The following is a 19,877-nucleotide window of genomic DNA, read 5'->3' on the forward strand; positions in this document are numbered from 1 at the left end:
AAAACATCGTCATCTGGGTTGGCGATGTTTTTATTTACTCTTCATTTCTTTTATATACTGTTTTTCCTCTTCTGGCGATAAACGTTCCGTCGCCTTACCAGTATCTCCACCTTGAAGGCTCCATAAAAAGTTATGCTCCTCAACAGTTTGAGAAAAATCTCCTTTTTCCCATCTATTTATAATAGAAAATAACTTCATTTTATATTGAAAACCTGTACTATTTTCAATATCCCTTTTCACATTAGAAATTTCCTTTTTTGTCATCTCTACAAATCCCCATTTTTCAGAGGATTTTACCTTTTGGTGCACCATTTTATGCATAGTAGAAATAATTTCACCTTCACTAATTTGCGGAGCTTCTTCTGCAGCTTTTTTCTCTTTTTCGTTTGCCGCTCGCTCGATTTGAATATTTTCATTTTCTTTTTCCACATATGCAAGCAATTTCTTTCCGCCAACTATAGACGAGAAAATTACTATAATTGTAATGCATATACCTAAGATCCATTTAAAAAGCATTATCTCTTCATCGCTTCCCTAACAATATGACTATCTACATATTGCTTAAACTTCACGATTTTTCCGTTCTCAAGTTGCCATACATGAACAAATTCTGCTTCAAATGATTTTCCTGTTTCTTTATAAACTCCAGAATACATACCTTCAGCAATAATTGCATCTTTTCCGTTTACTTCATGATATGTATTTACCCTTGCTTTATAATCATCCCATTCTGATCCTAAACGGCTAAATACATTTTCCATTATAGCTTCTACGCCTGTATATGTTCCGCCATACGGGAAACCTTCTGCCTCTGTCCATTCCACTTTTTCAGAGAGGGCTTCTGCTAAATGCTTTGCATTCGAAGAAGCTGATCCTTCATACGTGCTTTGAATAATTTCTAAATTTGATTTAGGCATATTACTTCCTCCCGTTTATTTATTTTTACACAAGATGTAACCTATACAGTTACATCTTGTGTAAAAAAATATTTAAATTGTTTCATTCGTAATTCATTAGTTGTAATCATTATAGTTACAATAATTCTTCAAGTCAACAATTTATAAATAAAATTTACTTCGTTTTCATTACTTTCTCTTTTAAGAAACGATCTACATATCCTTCTGCTTTTACTACGAATAAATACGCACCCATTGATAATAATGCAAGATCTAATTCATATCCTGGATTCTTTCCATCTCCTAATAAACCTGCTGCTCCATTTACCTTTACGATAGCTCCAGCTAAAATAAGAGCGAATAACAATCCTACATATCGTACACCTAAACCGATAATTAATAATATACCACCAACTAATTCTACAGTTGCTACGCCGTATGCAAGGCCACCTGGTAAACCGATGCTTGTAAACCATCCTGCTACATTATCGATACCTGATTGAAACTTTGCTAAACCGTGTGCAAAGAACGTAACTCCTAACACGATACGAATAATTAAATTCCCAATATATTGATTCATTTTGAACTCTCCTTTTTGTTTTGTTATGGTGAACTTTTATTTACAAGTCAAAACAATACGGTATTTTATTTCATTCGTCAAATACTTTTTTAAAGAAAACAAAAAACATTATCCGTTTTACGGATAATGTTTTCCTACAAAATAGCGCTAATTCAAGCTTTTATTCTATCGCATAGAAAAAGTTGAAACATTTTTCCAGCGCCAATATAAGGCAGTAAAGAAACGTCCTCTTCCACAACTATTCCAACAACATTCACTTTCTCATCTACAGGTAAATCATGTGTAGCAACTTGCATCTCCCCTGCATATCTACCGTACAATTCATTATCAATTGTAATACTGCCTTTCTTTCTTACAATTGTATGCATCGGCTGTAACACCACTCTATTTCCTTCCCTTGATTCTACAGATCGAATAACATCACGAGCTGGATCTAGTCTATTTGTATGCACTTGCTCCACCACTTTTAATACTTCTTTATCAGTTATAAATGATTTGTAACGCAATGGAATAATCCCTCTACTCGCACTAGCTACTTCTTGCATACTTTCCAAACTTGCGCTTATATCTCCAATCAATACTTTATCAACACCACAATCTTGAACAAGTTCTAAGTACGCTTCAAGCGGGCGCATATTGCGATGTTTTTCTAACGTTGGTAACCCTTCATATAACGGACCTCGTTTTTCCGCATCTCCTGGAATAAATGCCATCATCTTTATTCCGCACTCCTGTAAATATTGATTTTGCTTTTGTAAGAAGGACTTTGCTAGTCCTGTCTCTGGACGTGGGTAAAAATTATGCCATGCTTCTACATTCTCTACTCTTATATGTTCTGCAAGTAATTCTTTCCAAAATGGCTTTGTAATCGTACTCGCATTTAAAGCTACTTTCATCTTATGAGATACGCTTGCAATTTCTTTTGGCGCAATGCCGTAATCCATTCTTAAACCGGTAATGCCCCAGTCCAATAGTTCTTCCACATTTTCATATGTTAGCCCTAAATGGTGTAACGATTTTGGAGAAACATCAACCATTAACTCCATTTCATGTGCAAGAGCTTGTTTCCCTAATATTTGAATTAACTCTTTATACGTATTTGGATCATCTTCTGGAATGTGCAGTGATGTAAAAATAGATGTAAACCCATTTTCCTTCGCTACTTTTAGCCACTCTTCTTGTTTCTCTACTCGTTCTTTTGAAAGATAAATGGAAACTCCGATCATATAAATCTCCCTTTCTATTAATAGAAAAAGAGAAAGGAATCCCTTTCTCTATATGTTTTCTGCCATTTCTTCTTTAAATCCGAAGAAGTACGTAAAGATAAATCCGAAAGCATATGCAATTACTAAACCTAAGAAATAGAGTAAATATTTATTGTCAGCAATTAACGGAATTAAAGATAGCCCTGATACGCCAATTCCAAGAGAAGCTGTTTGCATAACTGCTTGGAATGCACCACCGACAGCCGCTCCTAAACAAGCAGTAATAAACGGTTTCCCAAGTGGTAATGTCACCCCGTATAATAACGGCTCACCAATTCCTAAAAAGCCAACTGGCAATCCACCTTTAATTACATTTCGAAGTCGTTTGTTTTTTGTTTTCACATAAATCGCAATTGCTGCGCCCACTTGGCCAGCACCAGCCATTGCGAGCACTGGTAATAAAGGTGTTACGTGTGTTTGATTAATAAATTCCATATGAATTGGTGTTAAACCGTGATGCAATCCGACCATAACGAGAGGTAAAAATGTTCCCGCAAGTACTGCGCCAGCAAATGCTCCGCCAATATTTAAAATAGCATTAATTCCGCTCGTAATACCATCTGATAAGAAACCTGCTAATGGCTGAATGGCTAACATCGTTACGATACTTACAACTAATACAGTAATGAGTGGTGTCACGATAATATCAACTGCGTTTGGCACTGCTTTTCGAACTTGTCTTTCCACTACAACCATAAGCCATGCTGCAAAAATAACTGCAAATAATCCGCCCCGTCCGGGCACTAATGCTTCACCAAACAATTTTACGTTTGCCATCGCCGGGTTGAAAATTAAAATACCAGCAATTGCCCCAAGAACCGGTGTCCCGCCAAATTCTTTCGCTGTATTCCAGCCGACTAAAATTCCTAAGAATGTAAAGATACCGCCGCCAATGAGTAGTAACATTTGTAACCACGTTGCATTTGGATCAGCACCAGCGTTTTTCGCAAAGTTAGCAACCCCGTTTATAATTCCTGACGCAACAAGTCCTGGAATTAACGGAATGAAAATACTTCCTATTTTTCGTAAAAAGTTTTTCACCGGTGTATTATTTTTCTTCTTAATCTCTGATTTCATCTCTTGCCCAATATCTTCAAGGTGATGATCTGCTACCTCACCAATTCGTAGTCCTGTCAAACCTTCCATTTCAGCTGCCACTTTATTTACTGTTCCCGGACCAACGACAACTTGAAGCGTCTCATCTTCTATAACACCCATAACGCCTTCAACTTTTTTCAAAAGGTTCATATTTACTTTACTTTCATCATGAAGCGTTAAACGTAGTCTCGTCATACAATGAGCAATACTACGAATATTTTTTATTCCTCCAAGTTGCTCCGAAATTTCCTTGGCCATTCTCTCTTCTTTCTTCATAATAGAATCCCCCTCCCTATTATTTTATAGTGCTTTCTTCACAAACCCTTTAGCGTATTTTAGTTTCTCCAGTGCTTCCCCATATTCACACTGCAACAACACCATAACAATTGCAGCTTTTACGTTACGTTCTGCCTTTTCATAATACTCTGCCGCTACTTCATAACTAGCGCCTGTTGCTTCCACAATAATTCGTTTTGACCGTTCTACTAACTTTTCATTTGTGGATTGAACATCTACCATTAAGTTTTTATATACTTTTCCTACACCAATCATCGAAGCTGTTGAAATCATATTCAGCACTAATTTTTGTGCTGTACCAGCTTTTAAACGCGTTGATCCTGTTAATATTTCTGCACCTGTTTCTACTTCCACATTTAAATTTGCATATTTACTTATTTCAGCATTTTTATTACAAGAAATACTCGCTGTACTCGCTCCTACGCTCTGTGCGTATTTCAAGCCGCCAATTACGTAAGGAGTTCTGCCACTGGCAGCAATTCCAATCACTGTATCTTTCTCATTTAATCCAATACTTTTTAAATCTTCTTCTGCTAACTCTTCGCGATCTTCGGCACCTTCCACCGCCTTAGTAAACGCTTTCAATCCACCTGCTATAAATCCTTGCACCATTTTATCATCCGTTCCAAATGTCGGCGGACATTCCACTGCATCTAGGATACCTAAACGACCACTCGTACCAGCACCAATGTAAATTAAGCGTCCCTCTTCTTCAAAAGATTTAATAACAGTCTGTACAACCTTTTCAATTTGTTCTATCTCTTTTTCAACTGCTAACGCAACAGTTCGATCTTCTTCATTCATACTTTGCAACACTTCTTTTATGCTCATTTCATCCAGTTTCATTGTTTTCTCATTACGATGTTCTGTCGATAAATTTTCTAACATATTTCCACCCTCTTTGAAATTATATTTCACACTTTTATTATAACTTTAAGAAACTAAAAATCAATAACCCTTTCTTATTTTATGAAATAAAATTTCACAACATGACATATTTGTGTCAAAGATAATAAAAAAGATGAGTCTCCTCATCTTTTCTTCTACTTTAACTTCCGTAACCGCAACGCTTCTTCTCGCGTCTCCATAAATTGATCCAATACTTTATTACCAATTCGATTGAAAGTAATAACATATAAAGCATCGATCATATTCAATTGTGTCATTCTCGAAGCAATACTCGCAATACGATGATCTTGTTCTACATCTGGCATACAAAGGCGAATATCCGCTTCTTTATATAGGGGTGATGATTGATCTAATTTCGTAATTCCAATAACAGTTGCACCTTGTCTCTTTGCATACTGCGCCATTTCAAGCACATCTCTCGTTCGACCAGATGTTGAAATCGCAACAAATATATCGCCTTCTTTTAAATTCGTCACAAGCGGCAACATCATATGAAAATCAGATAGCATCATCGCTGTAAATCCAAGCCGTGTAAATTTATACGCCCCATCCATCGCTGGCGTAGCTGATCCACCTACGCCGTAAAATATAATTTTGCCCGCATTGACGATACGATCCGCTGCTTTCTCAAGTTCCTTCTTATCTATCGCAGTAACACTCGCCTCAATTGCAGCTTTATTCACATAAGTAACTTTATTAAATAAATCATACGGTCCATCTTCTGTATTCATCACTGAAAAATCGTTAATATTATAATCAGCAATCGTTAATTCACGAACGAGTGCTATCTTAAATGCTTTAAAACTTCCGATTCCAATCGATTTACAAAAGCGAACGACACTCGCTTCACTTGCGCCTGCATTCGTTGACACTTCTTTCGTCGTTAAATTCGGTACAATCTCTGCATTCTCCATTATGTACATGGCAACCTTCTTCTCAGCTGGTGAAAATTGATCCATATTACTTTCAATTTTAAATAGTAATGTTGAAGCTTTCACTATTTAACCTCCACTTCTTACGGTTGCGTTCACTTATTTTCTCTTGCTTCAAGAAGGTAATAACCATCATCGCCAGGAGGATGAAACACATTTACAATGCGATTCCCTTTTTGATAAACAGTTCTTTCCCCCTCTGTCCACTTCTTTTCCCAACCGTTCATCCAAATCGCAACATCAGGTAAAAAAGCAGTATATTTCAGCTTCTGACCGTACTCACCATCTGCTTCTTCCGAAAAAATAGAAACCGGAAAATCTTTCACTTTTGATTCTTTCCATGCAGTAAATGGTATACATACTGCAATAAGTACGATTACACCGATAACCTTCTCCTTCGTAATCTTCACACTTCCCTCTCCTTGTCATATCACATACATAGATTTTACCATAATTACAAACCCTTCATGCTATATGATCATTGCTTTTGGGAATAAAAAAAGAGCTTACCTACATCAGATAAGCCCTTCCTGTCTATACAAAATATTTCTTCAAAAGTGGCGGTGTAATAATCGTCGTCAATATAACAACAATAACAATCGCTGTGAAATTTTCTTTCGCTAATAAATTCGCCGTAAGTCCATTTGCTGCGATGATAAGCGCTACTTCACCACGTGATACCATCCCCGCACCAATACTGATAGAAGATTGGCGATTAAATCCTGTCAGTCTTGCGCCTAAGCCGGATCCGATTAACTTTGTGAAAATCGCAACGAGAGTCATAATAATAATGAACCAAAGCTGACTTCCAATGCCTTGAAATGTAATTTCCATTCCGATACTTACGAAGAATACTGGAACAAATATTGCATAAGCAATCGGTTCAATTTTATGTTCCACTTCATGCTTATACTCTGTTTGAGAAATAGCAATTCCTGCTGCGAATGCTCCAATAATGCCTGCAATTCCCATCATTTCACTGTAATAAGAAAAAGAGAAGCAAATAATAAGAGCTGCACTAATTAACGCTTCTGTTACACGAAGCGGGACAAGCATTTTCATAATCCAAGGAACGACTTTCCAAGCAATAAAAACAATACTTACAAAGAAAATAATTTTCTTTACAATGACCAGTGTTATATTCACATCTTGCGTTCCTAAAAAACTCATTACAAATGCTAATAAAATAACGACAATGACATCATCAAATACGGCAGCACCTAAAATGGTTGTACTTTCTCTCGTATTCATTTTTCCTAGATCACGTAGCGTCTGCACCGTAATACTAACCGATGTTGCGCAAAGTAATAACCCTAAAAAAATGGCATGGGATTGTATTAATCCAAACAGCAATCCTGTTACATAACCACCGATGAAAGGAAAAATAATTCCACCGGCCGCTACTGCAAACGACGATTTCAAATTCCGATTTAACTCTTCTAAATCTGTTTCAAGTCCCGCCATAAACATAAGTAACAAAACACCAATCTCACTCAATTCATCAATCAGTTCAGAACTATTAATAATACCAAGTACAGCCGGACCGATAATAATACCAACAATTAACTTACCAAGTACAGAAGGCTGACCAAGTCTTACACTAATGTCACCAGCTAATTTCGTACAAAGTAAAATGACGACAAGTTCAAAATAAAATAACATAGCATCTGCTCCTACTTTAACTTTAATCAGTGGGTCGTTAACCCCCGTCCATTTCTGCAAGTAGTTTCCCCTATTGATCCGCATTTTATTTGTCATATTTTTATTTGACAAAATATTCTGAATTATATTAAGATTAATCCAGCAATTTTAAAAAACTACATACCATAACTGCACCTCCACTTCCTTACTTACTCTTTTTTAATGGACTCATACTATAGTCGCAGTTATGGAAATGAAAAAACGGGGGGAGAGTCCAAAGTGAAGTCATTATTACGAAAAAAAGCGCTTAGTACTGAATCACCAAAGCAGCTAGCTAGAACATTAACTGCACTCGATTTAACATTTTTAGGAATCGGCGCCGTAATTGGGACAGGGATCTTTGTATTAACAGGTATTGTTGCAGCAAAACATTCTGGTCCTGGTATTATGCTATCATTCCTTATTGCTGCATTTACTTGTGCTTGTGTAGCCTTTTGTTACGCTGAATTTGCTTCTTCTATTCCTGTCTCAGGAAGTGTGTATACTTACGCATACATGACAGTCGGAGAAGTCGTCGCCTTCATCGTCGGATGGTGTTTAATGCTCGAATATTTACTTGCCGTTGCAGCAGTAGCTGTCGGTTGGTCTGGTTATTTGCAATCATTACTACAAGGGTTCAATATACACCTGCCCGCCATAATCGCCTCGGCCCCCGGCGTAGGAAAAGGTGGTCTCATCGATTTACCTGCTGTCTGTATTTTACTTCTTATTACAGGCCTTTTAAGTTTTGGTATACGCGAAAGCGCACGCATTAATAATATTATGGTTCTTATTAAGTTAGCCGTTATTATCGCTTTTATCGTAGCAGGTGCAAAATATGTAAAACCTGAAAACTGGACACCGTTCATCCCATTCGGATACGACGGTATTATTACTGGGGCTGCCACTGTGTTCTTCGCCTTCTTAGGATTTGATGCAATCGCAACAGCTGCAGAAGAAACGAAAAAACCGCAGCGTGACTTACCAATTGGTATTATCGGTTCTCTTCTTATTTGTACTGTTTTATATATGATCGTATCTTTCGTTTTAACAGGTATGGTTCCTTATACGCAATTAGACGTTTCTGATCCAGTTGCATTTGCATTGCATTTCGTTGGTGAGGATACAATTGCAGGACTACTCGCTGTTGGAGCGATGACTGGAATGACAACCGTTCTCTTAGTCGTTATGTATGGACAAGTTCGCGTTTCGTATGCGATGAGCCGTGACGGTTTACTTCCAAAAGCGTTAGCACGTGTAAATAAAAAAGTAAAAATCCCTTTATTAAATACGTGGATTACTGGCGTTGTTGCTGCTTTATTAGCAGGCCTTTTAGACTTACATTTGCTAGCGAATTTAGTAAACATCGGTACGTTAACAGCCTTTACATTCGTTTGCTGCGCAGTACTTATTTTACGAAAAACACACCCTGATTTAAAACGTGGATTCCGTACACCTTTCGTACCTGTATTACCAGTTGTCGCGATTCTTTGCTGCTTATATTTAATGATCAATTTGTCTAAAACAACATGGATTAGCTTTGCAGTTTGGCTTATGGTCGGCTTATGCTTCTATTTCTTCTACTCTAGGAAACATAGTCATTTAGCTATTGAAAAAACAAATGATGAAAAGAAAAAAGCATAACAAAATAGCTCGCCGTTTTAGCGGCGAGCTATCTTTCTGTACTATTATATTTTTTCGTCAACGATTGTAAAATGAAAAATATGCCGATGCAAGCTGTAAACCATGCCCAATTTCCTATTGGCGTTGCGTATTTCACAATTCCAATACCTACAAGCAATAGGAAAATAATCACCTGATATATGAGCTTCCACTTTTGCATATATTCCCTCCTTTACTTCGTTCCCTTCTTTTTATTCTTCCAGGCATTTAAACTATCAAAGAAGAAATTAATAAATAACGTGCCTAAACCCGCTAATAAAAACGTCATTAAAAATAAAACCCATATACTTTTTTCTTTTAAGAAATAATATCCTACAAGGAGCACAACCGCGATCCATACATATTCAAGAATTCTTTTTAGCTTTTTCTGTTCCAAATTATTCGCTCCTTCATTCTATGCTATTTTTAGTATAACAAAAAAGAAGCCTATCATGATAAGCTTCTTTTCTTCTCTCTTATTTGTTTATGCTTTTTTCAACGAGTGAAATCGTATACTCTAATGTACGATTCATTGTTTCTACCTGTGTATCTTTTACTTTTACATCTTTCACTACAGCTTCGGCCACTGTAATTTTTTGACTCAGTGCTTTCACTGAACCGTCCGTTATATTTGCATCTTGCGCTTTTTTCACTACTACTTTTGCAGATTCAATATTGATTTGTAATTTTTCTTTCGGTGTTTTCGGTTGTTCTACTACTTTAGATTGTACAAATGTTACATTAGCTGTTTTTAATTCGTTATATGTTTGAACGATTTGCTCTCCCGTGCTCCCTACATTTTCAAACACTTGTTTTGCATTATTATAGCTTTTCTCTAGTTCTTGAAATGCTTCCTTTGAATATTGACCTGGCTTATCACCAAACTCATACGTACCAGCTAACACTTCTTTCCCTTTTCCAAGCTCTTCATATAACGCGTTCACTTGCTCTAATTTCGTACGGTTAGAAAACTCATTGTACGCTGCTAATACTTCTGAAGAACTTAACGCTTTACTATATAATTTCGCAAGCGCGATTTGTCCATTTAACGGAATGCCACCATTTCCATTGCTATCAGGATCCGCTCCAAGTGCAAATGGTACATTTGGATGATACACTTTCCCTGTAGCTGGTTGGCTATTTACTTTTTTACCATCGACATAAATAGCTACTTCACTTCCGTTATACGTTCCTGTTAAATGATACGTTTTGTTCGCTTCTAATTGAACTCCAACACGTTTATAGCTGCCACCAATGTGAGCCCATAATTCAACATATCCACTTCCTGTAGACTCAAATCCAATTCCGCCGCTCTCTGTATTTTGCAAAATACCTTGTCCACGGATTTGATTCATTGAAAATACCGTTTCTAACGTAAATGTATTTGCTACTTTCTCTTTTTGTGCTGCTGAAAATGGAAGGTATCCAAATGTATTAGATTGTCCGTTTAACTTCATAACATTCTTTTTCAATGCTTTATCATATTCAATAGTCACATTGCCCTTCACATCACCTTTTGTTCCAAATGGTGAATTGTCTTTAAATGTACCATCTGCAAAATTCACATCAAAAACATCAGCCTTTGGCACTTTTACATTCGGATCAATATCATCTTTTTTCGTAGTAATTTCTGCCGTTAACGGCTGCACACTTTCATTACCAAACGAATCAATTGCAACGACTTCAAGTGTATATGTTTTCCCGCCATCTAACCCCGCAAGCGTAAACGTAAGATCTTTCGGCACTGGATCACGATAAAACTCTGAGAATGCTAACAATTTATTTTTTATTTCACCCGTTTGCTTATCTCTAGCCTGCACACGGTAAGAGTGAACAAGGAGGTTGTCCAATGCTTGTGGGAATGTTACTGTTGCCGCATTTTCTGTTACATTTGATACAGCAAGCTTTGCATCCTTAGCAAAGTATGGCTTTTCTTTATCACGATCTTCTACATGTGTAAATGTTTCTTTCTTTGCTGGTAATTTAATTTTCCAAGGCTCGCCTGTCCAAGAATTCGTATGGAAATCACGACGATTAATCGTTACTTCTTTATCATCTACTTCTACTAATAAACCTTGGCTTAACGTACTAGCTCCTGGCGGGATATTCCCTTGTACTTTACCACCTTCAACTTCCATATAACTTACTGAAGATGTACCAACTGATGTAAAGTCTTTTTGATGTATCGATCTCGGATCATCTAATGGATAATGTGAATGACCTGAAAACGTAATAACTTGTGGGTATTCTTTTAATACTGCATTAATTTTTGCGCTATCTTGTGTTCCCCATTCATGACTACCGTATACTGTCTCTTTAATGTGTTGATGTAAAAATACAAAAATCGGTTTTTCTGGATCATCTTTTTGCGCTTTTGCCATTTCTTCTTTTAACCAATTAATTTGCTTGTCCGAATAATAGCCATGAGTTGTTCCATTCTCTGGAGACATAACAAGGAAGTGATAACCTTTTACCACTTTATGATAATAAATTGATTCCATACCTGTTTTTTCTAAGAAACGCTTCTGTGCGCCCTCTACAGATAAACCGTTCCAATAATCATGGTTACCAAGAGAATTCATTCTCACGGCATCTTTATTTGCATTTTCATTATACACTTGCATGAAACGATCATATTGCTGCACTGATCCTGTATCTGTGAAATCACCTACAATAACAAATGCATCTTGCTTTGGTGCTAGTGTATTAAACTGTTCAATCGCTCTTTTCCAGCGAAACGTATCATCTGTTCCACTGTTTTTAATATGCACATCACTTACAACTGGAAAAACTATCTTCTTCTCACTTGATGCCTTTTCTTGCTTTTTCTCTTCCGCCTTGACTGATGTACTCCATGGAAATGATGCGAATGCTAATACAAAAAACATTAATAATCCAATAAGGCCTTTTACTTTTCTTAAAGCATTTCTGTCCACGTGAATCCTCCTCATAATAATTGATTCATTACAAGGGCTATTTTATCTAATACATGTTAATGTCGTTTAAATAACAAATGAACTTTATTAGATTTTTGTAAATATACAGTTAATTAGAAATTAAGTTCAACATTACTCGTACTATTGTATACAACCACCTTTTGTCTAAAAGAGTCTGATCATTCTTTTCCTATGACTATTCACATATAATCTTTTCTATAACACTAATGATAAGTTAAGGTTTAAGCCTATTAGACAATCTTAATTTTTAATATTTCCTTCTTTTTTTAACACATCGGCCATGCTTTTACATTTAATAGTAATAAAAGACAACTTAAAAGGAGGGGTTGTATTGAAGAATAAAAAAAATATCGGCTGTTTCGCTCCTTTATCTATTATTTGTCCAGACCCTTGTCCACCGCCCCCTCCTCCAAATCCAAATTGCGAGCGAGTAACAAATGAATTTGCAGGGAATTTCCTCATAACTAATAACACCATCTCCTCTGCCAAAGATACATCACAATTAATGATACTATGGCAAAGTGATGGGATACTACTTATATCAGGTACTGTCTCGGTTTACAATAGTACTAGCAGCACCGAAGCAATTACAATTCAAATCGTTGGAACAGTAACCAATATTTTCACTGTGTTTCCTGGTAATACAATATCGTACACAGGAAAAGACCTACAGTCGATCAATATTATCAATATAACAAGTAATCCTTCACTATATTTAGAAGGCAAGTACTGTTGCGAATTTACATGTTGCTTATAGAATACCAATTTCATTATTTCCTTAATATAAAAAGCATACCGTTCACGGTATGCTTTTTATGAGATTGGATAACGTACTGTAATACAAAACTCTCCTTGATTAACAGTCGTTCCTGTCGTAGTAATTCGGACAGTAGTAAAATATCGGACAGTGAAAGTACCACTACTTTGTGGTTGTACAGTAATTGTATCAACCACTGTTGCACCTACTAAAAAATCAACTGTAATCGGGTTGGCACCTACATCATACTTCACGTAACCTGAACCATATACTTCTTGCGTGATATTATTTGTATATACAATTTGAGTACCAGCACCTGTAATAGACCAGTCTGTACATACTTGGTCTTGCACAAGTGTTTTATTAGAACAACAAGACAAACTGGAACTTCTCATTCCCATTTCGATCCTCTCCTATTCTGCTATGAAAGTGGATAACGTGTTGTAATACAAAATTCTCCCTGATACGTTCCAGCAGGTGTTGCAGGTAACACAACTTGTATACTATCAAAGCGGCGATACGTAAAAGCAATACTCGTTCCTGGGTTTAATGTTTGTGTATCAATTGTACCCCCAGCAGAATCAAGTACCTCTACAGTAATTGGGCCTGGTCCAACATCATATTTAACAAAGCCAGTACCAATTACGTTTTGGTTAATATTATTTGTATAGAGAACATTATCAATTGCTGTTGCAACTACAGTAGCAGACCACGGACTACACACTTTATCTTGCACATAATTTTTATCTGGACAACAAGTTAATGCTGACCCTGAGCACTCACAAGACATAGTTGTTTCCCCTCTCTCTTTTATATTCCCTATATGTGTATGTCCCTCAGAGTCTTTTGCCTGTACTATTCATCTATTTTCAAAAAATATTCAAATGACTAAATAGATTCCGTTTTATTTCTTTTCTTCATATATTTATAGACAAAGATACTAGCAACGATAAGAATAACGCCTCCTAATATTGGTAGCATATATTGTCCAACAACGTCCGCTGCCTTTTCCCAATGTGGACCTAATTTCATTCCAAAATAAACATACAAAGTCGTTAACGGGAACATTGCTACAAATGTATATATGCTAAATTTCCATATGTTCATTTTCGCCATACCACATGGAACAGAAATAAGCGTTCGAACTCCTGGCACAAAGCGTCCAACAAATGCTACAACCGGTCCATATTTCTCAAAGAAATCATCTGCTTTTTGAATTTGTTCTTCTTTAATGAAGAAGTATTTCCCGTATTTTATTAATAGAGGACGACCACCGTAATAACCGAGTGCATATAACGTTAAAGGTCCTGTCGTTCCGCCGAGGGTTCCGGCTAATACAGCAAGCCAAAAATTCATATCTCCCTCGTACACCCAATAACCAACCATGGGCAAAACTACTTCTGCTGGAATAAATTCAAACGTTAATGCTAACACAACTCCAAAATAAGAAAATTGCTTTAAAAACTCGATTATATCTAAAATAATTTGCTCCATATTTTCTACCCCAACTCCTATCCTACGTTTACGTTATGCTTTTCTTGTAATTGAACTGGCGCCATTTTTACAATTCGGTTCAAAATAAATAATACAATTCCAATATCATCTAAAATACCGATAAACGGTAAGAAGTCTGGAATTAAATCGAGCGGCATCGCAACATAACCAACTAAAAACGCAATAGATAAAATTTTCTTCTTTATTGAAACCTCTTTTGAAGTGAAAAAGTCAAATAGGAATGGAACAAATCGGCGAACATGAAATACAACTCTTAATCTACTAATAAGTTTTTTCATTTTTATATCTCCTCTCTTTGTATACAAAAAGGCCCCTACCAAACATGGTAAGGGTCCTAAAAAAGACAATAAGGGGCCTTTACCATTGCTGGTAAAGGTCTCACTAACAACGAAACGTTGCCAATAAAGCCGAGGGTTTCTCCCTGTAATGACGACTTTACTGTAATAAGTTACTCCCCTTTATATACACAATTTTATACAATCACATTAAAATATTTTGGAGGGCTTGTCAATATATTTTATATCCCACATCCTCCTGCTTAACATTCCGTAAAAACAAAAAACGTATAGGAAATTTCTTACTATCTCATAATATACATAATCATTTTTGAATGAAAGGAGAGGCTTCATTTGCATACCGTATGGAAAGGTGCCCTTTCACTTGGACTATTAAATATAGGAATCAAACTATACAGTGCCGTAGAAGAAAACGATATAAAATTTTTAAGTCTTCATAAAGAATGCTTAACACCTATTAAATATAAAAAATTTGCTCCTGATTGTACGGATGAAGAAATTGATGATAAAGATATTGTAAAAGCCTATGAATACGCACCTCATAAGTACATTATTATGGATGAAAAAGAACTAGCTGAGTTGCAAAAAGCTCACGAACCAAGATCTATTCGTATTATATCTTTTATCCAAAATAACGAAATTGATTCTGTTCTCTACGATCGTTCTTATTTTATAGGCCCTACCTCAGGACATGAAAAATCATATTTATTATTAAAAGAAGCACTTGAACGTACGAATAAACTTGGTCTTATCCATATTTCCATTAGAAAAAAACAACATTTAGCTATTATCCGTAACTTTGAAGATGGGCTTATATTACAAACTATTCACTACCCTAATGAAATTCGCGATATAACAAATACACCTAACTTACCAAGTAACGAAAATTATCCGATTCAAAAACAAGAACTCACGGCAGCAATCAATTTAATCCACCATCTTACAAATCCTTTTGAAAAAGAGATGTATACAGATGAGTATAAAGAAGCCCTTACCGAACTAATCGAAAACAAAATTGAACAACAGGAAAAAACCGAAACAATCTCTCCAACTCCAAACATCATCAATATTATGGAGACATTACAGGCAAGTATTGAACAAGCAAAAATAAAAAGAGAAAATAAAGCAGAAAAAGAGGCCAAATAAAATTGACCTCTTTTTTCTTTAAAGCGGATTACATTTTGGCATCTCAAGTCCAGACGATTGTGCTAATTTTAATAAGTAATAACATTCTTCTCTTGCCATATGATCCGCCATTCTAGCAGATAATGCACTTAATATTTCATTCGATAACTCCAGCTCTTCGACCTCATGGAGAAAATGCGAAAATAATTTTAACTCAAGTGAAACATCTTTTGTAAACTTCTTTAATGCAGGAAAATGATGAAGCTCTGTCCGTAAATACCCCGTCATTTCAACTGCCTTTAAGTAAAATTGTTCAAAGTGCTTCGTAAATTCTTCGCTTTTCTCTTTTAATCTTTTTTCAACAAGATCTAATCCACCAGAAATAGACCCTGCATGGCCAGCCGCATCCGTTAACCAAACGAGATGATAATGTAATTCATGAAAAACAGGCGGAACTTCTCCTTTATTTAAAAATTCTAACACTGTTATATACTCTTCTACTTCGTTTACCATATGATTGATGAAAGTTGGCGTAAAATGAATAGTGATTTTTCCCTCGAGTTGTTTCTGTATAATACTTAATTTAAACGTTCGTATTTCCTTTGCGGCTCGTTCTGCCTCTTTTGAAAACGCAATGAGATTCACATTACGAACTTTATTTAACAGATTCGTAAATGTTTCAACAAAATAAGTGGCCTTTTTTATATCCTCTTTTTCCTTCGGAGCTAATGCATCAAGTAAAAATTGCGAATGATCAGTAAGCACCTTTAGCCAAAATTGATGCTCAAACAATGCATTTTCTTCATAATTCCTCTCCACTAAATCCCCTCCGTTTATTCGTCCTTCTCTATCACTTGAATTTTATATCCATCTGGGTCTTGTACTACAATACTCTTCTCACTTTTGTTTTCTATATATGCAATTTTATAAAACACTAACCTCTTCTTTAAGTTCTCTATGTTAGAAATTGAAAACATTAGTACATCAACCGAATCCGTAACACTCTTCTCACGCCCACCCAAACTACGATTCATTACAAAACTAACTCTCATTGAATCAGCATCATACCAAACCCCTGTTATATCTAATTGGGGTCTTTCTAAACTAGGCTTGATTCCTAAAATCCCTTCATAAAAATACAAAGTTTCCTTTAAGTTTTTCACTTCCAATACAATGAATTGTTTCACATTCTCCACATTCATTCCCCCCGTACCTATTACTTTTTTATATGTGTCATAAAGGCCTATTATGTCTGAATACAATACGTAGTGATGAAGAATATAGGGAGGTTTATTAATGGATAAATATATGAAATCATATGTGCCATATCATAGTCCTCAAGATCCTTGTCCTCCTATTGGTAAAAAATATTACTCTACCCCTCCTAATTTATATTTAGGTTTTCAACCGCCAAATTTACCACAATTCTCACCGAAAGAAGCACTACAAAAAGGAACCTTATGGCCTATCTTTTATGATTATTACGAAAATCCTTATAAAAAAGGGCGGTGACTACTGACGTGAACCAGCCACTACCAGAAGAGTATTATCAACTTTTAGAGAATCTCCAAGAATTAGACTTTGTATTAGTTGAACTAACCCTTTACTTAGACACCCACCCAGACGATACAGCAGCTATTAACCAATTTAATGATTTTTCCTATAAACGAAGAGTATTAAAACAACAGATGGAAGAAAAATATGGACCGCTTCAACAGTATGGAAATAGCTATTCTAATGCCCCTTGGGAATGGAGCAAAGGTCCTTGGCCATGGCAAATATAAAGGAGAGAAACTATGTGGATTTATGAAAAAAAATTACAATACCCTGTTAAAGTAGGAACTTGTAATCCAGCACTTGCAAAATTATTAATTGAGCAATACGGTGGTGCAGATGGAGAATTAGCTGCTGCACTACGTTACTTAAATCAGCGTTATACAATCCCGGATAAAGTCATTGGCCTCCTTACCGATATTGGTACAGAAGAATTTGCGCATCTTGAAATGATTGCTACGATGGTTTATAAGCTGACAAAAGATGCGACTCCTGAACAGATGAAGGCAGCTGGTCTCGACCCTCATTACGTCGATCATGACAGCGCACTTCATTACCATAACGCAGCTGGTGTTCCATTTACTGCAACCTATATACAAGCTAAAGGTGATCCAATTGCCGACCTATACGAAGATATTGCGGCTGAAGAAAAAGCGCGTGCCACATATCAATGGCTTATCAACCAATCTGACGATCCCGACATAAATGACAGTTTACGCTTTTTACGCGAACGAGAAATTGTCCATTCACAACGTTTCCGAGAAGCGGTTGAAATTTTAAAAGAAGAACGCGATAGAAAAATATATTTTTAATACACGTATCCTAGCGATATGTGTTTTTTTTACGTTAAAAGTTAAATCCTTCCTATTAAACATACAAATAGTATATTTATTCGATTTAATGCATTATTTTTTAATTTTTTCAAAATTCCCTATTGCTTTCTAGTCATCAGACCTTTAAAATAATAACAGTTACTCGACAAATTATTTGAATTTTCGACAAAAATACTCATTAGGAGGATTTTCTTTATATGCGTACAACTTTGAAACCAGCGCAAATACTTTCGATTAGTTTATTACTCTTCGCAGTTTTCTTCGGTGCTGGTAATATGATTTTCCCGCCCCTTCTTGGCCTTTCTTCCGGAGAAAATATGTGGGTTTCCATTACAGGGTTTATTATTACAGACGTCGGTTTATCTTTACTTGCTATCGTTGCTGTTGCCCTTGCTGGTGGTAGTTTTAACACTTTAGCGAGCCGTGTTCATCCAAAATTCGCAGCAGTATTCGCTATCATTATTTATCTTTCAATCGGCCCACTATTTGTTATTCCACGAACTGGATCTGTATCTTATGAAATTGGGATTGCACCACTTTTCCCAGATCAATGGTATTCTATGTTAGTTTTTAGTGCGATTTTCTTTACAGTCGTTTACTTCTTATCATTAAATCCATCCAAGCTAGTAGATCATATTGGTAAAATATTAACGCCAATTTTACTTGTAATTATTGCAATTATGGCAACAAAAGCGATTCTTTCACCAGGAACGTTTGCAGAGCCTATCGGTGACTATAAAGACATCCCGTTTTTCAAAGGATTTCTTGAAGGATTTTTAACGTTAGATGCAATTGGCGCTCTCGTACTATCAACAATTGTTGTAAATGCAATTCGTCAAAACGGTATACAAGAGAAGAAATCTATCGCGAAATATACAATCATTTGCGGAAGTATCGCTGCTCTATTCTTAACAATTGTTTACTTCTTACTCGGTTATATCGGAGCTTCAAACGGAAACTTGGGACAATTCGAGAACGGTGGTCAACTATTAGCAACTGTTATGTACCAATTCTTTGGGACAAGCGGTAATGTTTTATTAAGTATCGCCATTATCTTCGCTTGTTTAACAACAGCAATTGGTGTTGTAAGTGCATTCGCCAACTATTTCGCAACAGTATTAACAAATGTTTCTTACAAAAAGCTCGTACTATACGTTTGTATCTTTAGTTTCGTTATTTCAAACTTAGGATTAAGCTTATTAATTAAAATCACACTACCTGTATTAATTATTTTGTACCCAATTACAATCATTTTAATTTTCGTATCATTTATCGATAAATATACGAAACGTAAACCTTCTGTCTACATCGGAGCAATGATCGCAGCATTCATTATTAGCTGTATTCATGCACTCGATAATGTGGGAATGATACCAAGTTTTATCGCTAATATCGTACACACGATTCCTTTTTATAACTTAGGAATCGGCTGGATCGTTCCAGCAATAATTGGTGGTATAATCGGATACTTTATTCCGCAAACAGAAGCTGAAGGTGAAGTTTCTGCAAAGTAAAAAGAAG

The 19,877-nt window shown here is 36.0% G+C and carries 26 protein-coding genes; 7 read left to right on the plus strand and 19 right to left on the minus strand.

The window, feature by feature from the left end:
* Positions 1–30 precede the first annotated feature (30 nt).
* The 9 genes from BLT20_RS03725 to BLT20_RS03765 form a co-directional block, all read right to left on the minus strand.
* On the minus strand, positions 31–516 hold the full coding sequence (locus BLT20_RS03725) for a PRK06770 family protein (protein WP_000897975.1): 486 nt from the start codon (positions 514–516) through the stop codon (positions 31–33).
* Positions 516–917 carry a nuclear transport factor 2 family protein gene (locus tag BLT20_RS03730; protein WP_001126706.1) on the minus strand — a complete coding sequence of 134 codons (402 nt, stop codon included), beginning with the start codon at positions 915–917 and terminating at the stop codon, positions 516–518. The genes BLT20_RS03725 and BLT20_RS03730 overlap by 1 nt, the downstream gene beginning before the upstream one ends.
* A 154-nt stretch (positions 918–1,071) precedes the next feature.
* Positions 1,072–1,476, minus strand: coding sequence for a DoxX family protein (locus tag BLT20_RS03735; RefSeq protein WP_001077751.1), 405 nt, complete (start codon positions 1,474–1,476; stop codon positions 1,072–1,074).
* A 152-nt stretch (positions 1,477–1,628) separates the two neighbouring features.
* Positions 1,629–2,702: a DUF871 domain-containing protein gene (locus BLT20_RS03740; protein WP_000580625.1), complete on the minus strand. Its 1,074-nt coding sequence runs from the start codon at positions 2,700–2,702 to the stop codon at positions 1,629–1,631.
* 48 nt (positions 2,703–2,750) lie between these two features.
* Positions 2,751–4,115: a PTS transporter subunit EIIC gene (locus tag BLT20_RS03745; protein ID WP_000711301.1), complete on the minus strand. Its 1,365-nt coding sequence runs from the start codon at positions 4,113–4,115 to the stop codon at positions 2,751–2,753.
* A 24-nt stretch (positions 4,116–4,139) separates the two neighbouring features.
* Positions 4,140–5,024 carry an N-acetylmuramic acid 6-phosphate etherase gene (murQ, locus tag BLT20_RS03750; RefSeq protein WP_000892327.1) on the minus strand — a complete coding sequence of 295 codons (885 nt, stop codon included), beginning with the start codon at positions 5,022–5,024 and terminating at the stop codon, positions 4,140–4,142.
* Between the two features lie 155 nt (positions 5,025–5,179).
* Complete coding sequence (locus BLT20_RS03755) at positions 5,180–6,043, minus strand: MurR/RpiR family transcriptional regulator (RefSeq protein WP_000648168.1); 864 nt, start codon at positions 6,041–6,043, stop codon at positions 5,180–5,182.
* 29 nt (positions 6,044–6,072) lie between these two features.
* A complete protein-coding gene (locus BLT20_RS03760) occupies positions 6,073–6,387 on the minus strand; it encodes a hypothetical protein (protein WP_000704958.1) in 315 nt (104 codons plus the stop codon).
* 124 nt (positions 6,388–6,511) lie between these two features.
* Positions 6,512–7,735 (minus strand): cation:proton antiporter, encoded by a 1,224-nt coding sequence (locus BLT20_RS03765; protein ID WP_060852387.1) that lies wholly within the window; start codon positions 7,733–7,735, stop codon positions 6,512–6,514.
* Between the two features lie 105 nt (positions 7,736–7,840).
* On the opposite strand from BLT20_RS03765, the gene BLT20_RS03770 reads away from it, so the two are divergent.
* The gene (locus BLT20_RS03770; protein WP_210734248.1) at positions 7,841–9,301 is read left to right on the plus strand and encodes a branched-chain amino acid transporter BcaP; all 1,461 of its coding nucleotides are present in this window, start codon (positions 7,841–7,843) and stop codon (positions 9,299–9,301) included.
* A gap of 28 nt (positions 9,302–9,329) precedes the next feature.
* Here BLT20_RS03770 and BLT20_RS30480 read toward each other — a convergent pair whose 3' ends face one another.
* The 4 genes from BLT20_RS30480 to BLT20_RS30925 all read right to left on the minus strand — a co-directional run bounded on the left by BLT20_RS30480 (position 9,330) and on the right by BLT20_RS30925 (position 12,765).
* The gene (locus BLT20_RS30480) at positions 9,330–9,500 is read right to left on the minus strand and encodes a hypothetical protein (protein WP_001174839.1); all 171 of its coding nucleotides are present in this window, start codon (positions 9,498–9,500) and stop codon (positions 9,330–9,332) included.
* A gap of 12 nt (positions 9,501–9,512) precedes the next feature.
* Positions 9,513–9,716, minus strand: coding sequence for a hypothetical protein (locus tag BLT20_RS03780; RefSeq protein WP_000435797.1), 204 nt, complete (start codon positions 9,714–9,716; stop codon positions 9,513–9,515).
* 79 nt (positions 9,717–9,795) lie between these two features.
* Entirely contained in the window at positions 9,796–12,255 is a 2,460-nt protein-coding gene (locus tag BLT20_RS03785; protein WP_000375657.1) for a LamG-like jellyroll fold domain-containing protein, read from the minus strand.
* Positions 12,256–12,516: 261 nt separating this feature from the next.
* Positions 12,517–12,765: a hypothetical protein gene (locus tag BLT20_RS30925; protein ID WP_002025365.1), complete on the minus strand. Its 249-nt coding sequence runs from the start codon at positions 12,763–12,765 to the stop codon at positions 12,517–12,519.
* On the opposite strand from BLT20_RS30925, the gene BLT20_RS03790 reads away from it, so the two are divergent.
* Entirely contained in the window at positions 12,653–13,033 is a 381-nt protein-coding gene (locus BLT20_RS03790; RefSeq protein WP_227078150.1) for an S-Ena type endospore appendage, read from the plus strand. The two genes, BLT20_RS30925 and BLT20_RS03790, sit on opposite strands and share 113 nt — an antisense overlap.
* Positions 13,034–13,089: 56 nt before the next feature.
* Here BLT20_RS03790 and BLT20_RS03795 read toward each other — a convergent pair whose 3' ends face one another.
* From BLT20_RS03795 to BLT20_RS03810, 4 genes are all read right to left on the minus strand, one after another.
* Positions 13,090–13,434, minus strand: coding sequence for a DUF3992 domain-containing protein (locus tag BLT20_RS03795; protein WP_000525819.1), 345 nt, complete (start codon positions 13,432–13,434; stop codon positions 13,090–13,092).
* 20 nt (positions 13,435–13,454) lie between these two features.
* On the minus strand, positions 13,455–13,823 hold the full coding sequence (locus BLT20_RS03800) for a DUF3992 domain-containing protein (protein ID WP_001277537.1): 369 nt from the start codon (positions 13,821–13,823) through the stop codon (positions 13,455–13,457).
* Between the two features lie 98 nt (positions 13,824–13,921).
* Positions 13,922–14,527, minus strand: a complete 606-nt coding sequence (locus tag BLT20_RS03805) for a DedA family protein (RefSeq protein ID WP_000435017.1) — start codon at positions 14,525–14,527, stop codon at positions 13,922–13,924.
* A 17-nt stretch (positions 14,528–14,544) separates the two neighbouring features.
* Positions 14,545–14,826, minus strand: coding sequence for a YkvA family protein (locus BLT20_RS03810; protein ID WP_000733844.1), 282 nt, complete (start codon positions 14,824–14,826; stop codon positions 14,545–14,547).
* Positions 14,827–15,177: 351 nt separating this feature from the next.
* Here BLT20_RS03810 and BLT20_RS03815 point away from each other — a divergent pair, with 351 nt between their 5' ends.
* The gene (locus BLT20_RS03815) at positions 15,178–15,990 is read left to right on the plus strand and encodes a non-homologous end joining protein Ku (protein WP_000557734.1); all 813 of its coding nucleotides are present in this window, start codon (positions 15,178–15,180) and stop codon (positions 15,988–15,990) included.
* A gap of 18 nt (positions 15,991–16,008) precedes the next feature.
* On the opposite strand, the gene BLT20_RS03820 is transcribed toward BLT20_RS03815, so the two are convergent.
* Positions 16,009–16,788, minus strand: a complete 780-nt coding sequence (locus BLT20_RS03820; RefSeq protein WP_000440950.1) for a DUF2935 domain-containing protein — start codon at positions 16,786–16,788, stop codon at positions 16,009–16,011.
* 14 nt (positions 16,789–16,802) lie between these two features.
* Positions 16,803–17,231, minus strand: coding sequence for a VOC family protein (locus BLT20_RS03825; RefSeq protein WP_168171565.1), 429 nt, complete (start codon positions 17,229–17,231; stop codon positions 16,803–16,805).
* A gap of 34 nt (positions 17,232–17,265) precedes the next feature.
* On the opposite strand from BLT20_RS03825, the gene BLT20_RS03830 reads away from it, so the two are divergent.
* From BLT20_RS03830 to brnQ, 4 genes are all read left to right on the plus strand, one after another.
* Positions 17,266–17,481 (plus strand): spore coat associated protein CotJA, encoded by a 216-nt coding sequence (locus BLT20_RS03830; protein ID WP_000362187.1) that lies wholly within the window; start codon positions 17,266–17,268, stop codon positions 17,479–17,481.
* Between the two features lie 8 nt (positions 17,482–17,489).
* The gene (gene cotJB / locus BLT20_RS03835; RefSeq protein WP_001075542.1) at positions 17,490–17,753 is read left to right on the plus strand and encodes a spore coat protein CotJB; all 264 of its coding nucleotides are present in this window, start codon (positions 17,490–17,492) and stop codon (positions 17,751–17,753) included.
* Positions 17,754–17,765: 12 nt separating this feature from the next.
* Positions 17,766–18,335 (plus strand): spore coat protein CotJC, encoded by a 570-nt coding sequence (gene cotJC / locus BLT20_RS03840; RefSeq protein WP_000265278.1) that lies wholly within the window; start codon positions 17,766–17,768, stop codon positions 18,333–18,335.
* 218 nt (positions 18,336–18,553) lie between these two features.
* Positions 18,554–19,870 carry a branched-chain amino acid transport system II carrier protein BrnQ2 gene (gene brnQ, locus BLT20_RS03845; protein WP_001260934.1) on the plus strand — a complete coding sequence of 439 codons (1,317 nt, stop codon included), beginning with the start codon at positions 18,554–18,556 and terminating at the stop codon, positions 19,868–19,870.
* Positions 19,871–19,877: the final 7 nt, after the last annotated feature.

The organism is Bacillus sp. cl96 (genome assembly GCF_900100505.1).
In the GTDB taxonomy this organism is placed as follows: domain Bacteria; phylum Bacillota; class Bacilli; order Bacillales; family Bacillaceae_G; genus Bacillus_A; species Bacillus_A cereus.